This window comes from Nitrospirae bacterium CG2_30_53_67 (assembly GCA_001873285.1).
Taxonomy (GTDB): Bacteria; CG2-30-53-67; CG2-30-53-67; order CG2-30-53-67; family CG2-30-53-67; genus CG2-30-53-67.
The window spans coordinates 1-3953 of the sequence record MNYV01000001.1 but is presented as its reverse complement, the minus strand read 5'-3'; the positions used below and the strand labels follow the sequence as shown (position 1 = coordinate 3953).

5 protein-coding genes are annotated in these 3953 nt (G+C 51.0%); 1 reads left to right on the top strand and 4 read right to left on the bottom strand.

Translation table 11 applies throughout. The annotated features are described in order from the left end of the window. Positions 1 to 87 precede the first annotated feature (87 nt). Positions 88 to 681 carry a hypothetical protein gene (locus AUK29_00025; protein OIP66801.1) on the top strand — a complete coding sequence of 198 codons (594 nt, stop codon included), beginning with the start codon at positions 88 to 90 and terminating at the stop codon, positions 679 to 681. On the opposite strand, the gene AUK29_00020 is transcribed toward AUK29_00025, so the two are convergent. From AUK29_00020 to AUK29_00005, 4 genes are all read right to left on the bottom strand, one after another. Continuing rightward, positions 623 to 1222 carry a 5-formyltetrahydrofolate cyclo-ligase gene (locus AUK29_00020; protein ID OIP66802.1) on the bottom strand — a complete coding sequence of 200 codons (600 nt, stop codon included), beginning with the start codon at positions 1220 to 1222 and terminating at the stop codon, positions 623 to 625. The two genes, AUK29_00025 and AUK29_00020, sit on opposite strands and share 59 nt — an antisense overlap. Positions 1223 to 1224: 2 nt before the next feature. Next, entirely contained in the window at positions 1225 to 2007 is a 783-nt protein-coding gene (locus AUK29_00015) for a carbon monoxide dehydrogenase (GenBank protein ID OIP66800.1), read from the bottom strand. Beyond that, the gene (locus tag AUK29_00010) at positions 2004 to 2786 is read right to left on the bottom strand and encodes an IclR family transcriptional regulator (protein ID OIP66799.1); all 783 of its coding nucleotides are present in this window, start codon (positions 2784 to 2786) and stop codon (positions 2004 to 2006) included. Before AUK29_00010 ends, AUK29_00015 begins: the two co-directional genes overlap by 4 nt. A gap of 561 nt (positions 2787 to 3347) precedes the next feature. Continuing rightward, positions 3348 to 3533 carry a hypothetical protein gene (locus tag AUK29_00005; protein ID OIP66798.1) on the bottom strand — a complete coding sequence of 62 codons (186 nt, stop codon included), beginning with the start codon at positions 3531 to 3533 and terminating at the stop codon, positions 3348 to 3350. Between the last annotated feature and the right edge of the window lie 420 nt (positions 3534 to 3953).

Below are 3953 nucleotides of genomic sequence, written 5' to 3'. Positions count from 1 at the left end.
TCCTACGACAAGAGCATCGATGGCGCCCACCATAGTTTCCTATATGATGGGAACTGGTCCTATCCCATTGATCCTCCGGGTAGTAATGTGGTTGATTCCCTGGCGGAAGATATCAATAATTTCGATGTGATGGTGGGGAGGTACTGGGACACGGATGGATTCTTCTACGGTTATGTTCGTACTGGAGGTGTTTTTAACATCCTGCATGCCCCCGGTTCCGGTAATACCTTGGCCGAAGGTATCAACGACGCCGGAAAGATTGCGGGAACCTACGGCGACGCAAATGGAACCCACGGTTTCTTGTATAATGGCGGATCCTATTCCACGTTTGACATCCTGGGCAGCAGTGAGACGAGGTTTACGGATATCAATAACGCGGACAAGATCGTGGGAAGGTATATGGACAATGGGATCTATCATAGTTTTATATATAATGGGACCTATTCCATGATAGCAGTCCCCGGCGCCACGGAAACCCGGGTGATTAAGATCAATGATGCCGATCAGATTGTCGGAACATACTATGACGGCAGCGGGATGCACGCTTTTATCGGAACGCCTGTTGTGCCGGAGCCTTCCACCATCTTCCTCTTTGGAAGCGGATTGATCGGATTGATCAGCTTTAAACGCAATTTGTTTCTGAAGAGAGAGGCGCCACACGGATCACGCGGTCCTCGGTGACAATAATGGGGATCGTCACGTCATGGTTTTCTGAAGGGATCTCAGGCGCAATCTGCACCTCAAAGGCCAGGCCGATCCGGACGGCATCCTCCCGCACGGATTCAAAAAGCCGGTCATAATATCCGGCCCCGTAGCCAAGCCGGTTCCCTTGATCATCGTAACCCACGCAGGGCGTCAGGACCAGATCCACCTCCGTACAGGGGATGTCCCTGAAGATCCCATCCCTGGGTTCCGGGATTCCCATGTAGCCGGGGACCAGATCGCGCTCCGGGTCGAGGATGTCGGTCAGCGCAAGACGTTTCTCCGGAATGAGTGTCTTGGATGCAAGCACGCGTTTGCCATGCTTCAGGGCATGGGCCATCAGGTCACGGGTCATCACCTCGCTTCGGAAATCCGCATAGATAAATACCGAACGGGCGGCATCGTATTCCGGCAGGGAAAGGACCCTTTCCATGATCCTTGCGCTCTTGTCCCTCCGCTCCTGCCGTGTGAGGGAGTCCCTTTTTTTTAGGATTTCTTTTCTGAGCGCCGCCTTATCCATGATCATTTCTTCTTTATCTTTACAAAGAGCCGGTCGAGGATTCCTGCCGTCTCGGCGACCACGCCGGACCCGGCATCATAGGGTGAGATCCCCTTGAGGTCGGCATCGATCACCGTCCGGTCAAAAGAGAGGGCGCCCAGGAATTCATCGTCTGAAAACTCTTTCTTGAGAAAGGCAAGTTCTTCCGGGTTTGAGACCTTGTTCCCCACGACGAAGATGGATTTTATCCCCAAATCATGCGCCATGCGCCGGACATCGGAGGCGGTCTGCAGGCTTCTCTTGCCCGGTTCGACCACGACGATGAAGGCATCCACGCCGCCGGTGGTGCCGCGGCTTAAATGTTCGATCCCTGCCTCCATATCGAGGATGACCACCTCATGACTTTGTAGGATCAGGTGGGAAAGAAGCCGCTTAAGGAAGACCCCTTCGGGGCAGTAACAGCCGGCCCCTCCCTTCTTGGCCCGCCCGAGGGTGAGGAGACGGATATGATCCTTCTTGAGTGAATAGGTTTCAGGAATGTCGCTGACCACGGGATTGAGTTTGAAGATCCCGCCCAAGGCGCCCGGCTTCGCGCCTGTGCGTTCCTCGATCAGATGGGACATCTCGGCAATCGGCTGGACGTGCCTGATCTCTTCCTGTGTAAAACCAATGGCCGAGCCCAGATTGGCGTCCGGGTCCGCGTCCACGGCAATGACTGAGAATCCCTGGTTCGAGAGGAGCCGAGCCAGAGTGCCGGCAAGGGTCGTCTTGCCTACGCCGCCTTTTCCGGAGATTGCGATTTTCATAAAATATCGTACCCCAGCTTTTTGGATAATTCCATGCCTGCGTTTAGGACCAACGAAACCAGCTCGTTTTGGATTCTGGTTTCTGGAAGACGATGCGCAGGCCCTGAGATCGAAAGCCCGGCCACCACATTCCGGGTATAGTCCCGGACCGGTGCGGCAATGCACTTGACCGATTCTTCAAATTCCTCATTGTCGATGGCATAGCCCCGGCGCCGGATCTCATCGAACTGGCGGAGCAGCGCCTCTTGATCCGTGACCGTCTTGGTTGTGTAGGGTTTAAAATGGATCTCCTGGAAAAACGATGAGATCTCCTTTTCGGACTTGTAGGCAAGCAGGACCTTTCCAATGGAAGTGCAATAGGCCGGCAGGACTGCACCCAGCCTGGAGACGACCCGCACCGACTTGGTGGTCTCTTCCACATCAATATAAATGACCTTGCCCCCCTTGAAGACGCCTATGGATACGGTCTCATTGCAGGATGCAACCAGGTCCCTAAGAATTTCCTTGGATTGACTGGTCAGACCGCAGTGCCGCTGAAACGCCTTCCCGAGCTTCAGGGGCTTGATGCCCAAACGGTAATTCCCCGAGATCTTGTTCTGTTCAATATAACCGTGCATCTCCAGCGTTGCCAGAAGCCGGAACACGTTGTTCTTGTGGAGGTTCAGCCTCTTTCCCAGTTCGGTCACACCGAGTTCCGCGTCATCTTCCGTAAAGGACTCGAGAATATTCAGGGCATTGGAAACGCATCGGATCATGTAGTCTTGTTTTTCTTTCTGCATAGGGTGTTTTCACTTTTTTTACAGGGTTTGAATAGTGAAGGAAGTTTAGTGGCCCTATTCGTAAATACGGTGGCATTCGAGTGCCGTAGGGCGGTCGGATCAAAGTTCCGCTCCTTGCGGTGTACCAGAGGGGTACGCCTCAGTCGCGCGCCTTGATGAGACCACCCTACGACCCTCTCGGTACTTCACCATATTTACGAACAGGACCACTTGGCTTTACATCTCGTGAAATACATCCGGAGATTATAATATTATGATGCCAAAAATATATAACACCGTTCTATTTGTGTCAAGTTGTTTTTTCTGCCACTCACGGATCTTGAATGAACCTTCTTCTGGACATTTCATAGCTGCCGAGGTCCGGCCCCTCCAGCTACAAAAAACATTCTCTAAGATATTCTTAATGATTTCTCCGCTTTTTTCGCGACTTTTGGGTCTGAGAGGTTACTAATCCATTAATCAGCGGGACATATTCTGTGGATTCGAACGGTAAACTCAAACTGGGTGATTACAGTACCGGATATGTTAGTGCTGATGGTTCTTCAATTATTAATGAATGCCTTATCGGGCATGGATTTCCTCCCTGTCGAATTTGTATCGTGCAGGGAGTTTTACTTTGAATTTGTTAAAGATCGTATCGAGGATTCGTTCCTTATGAGGCTTGACGACTGCAACGTGCTCCTTGCCGAACATCTTCATGATTTTCTTCATTTCCTCTTTGTCTTTTATCTCAACAATGACTTTCATCATACTCCTCCCCCTATTCCGCAGGACTCGGTGCACGATCGTATTGAATGCGTCCCCGACTTTTTTATTATATCCATTATCAGACGCATTTCAAGGGTTTTCTTGTCTGGAATTCCGGAGGGACCCACCATACTTCATTCCGATCACACTTGAACCATTGATAAATTCCGGGGGCACTTTAATTAACGGATCATCTCCAAAAGAGTGGGTGAAAACATCAGGGGGCAAGGGGTCAAGGATTCCAGGGGTCAAGTGAAGTGCTCAAACACTACAAGGAGTTAAAGGAAGGGCCCCAGTCTTATCAATTATGCTTGGAGATTTACAAATTGCGAATTGGAGACACAAGTATTACTCGCTGGAGATCTTGGTTATATCAGGGATGAGAAGTTAATGAGACTCAAGAGGGATATCGAGGAGGTT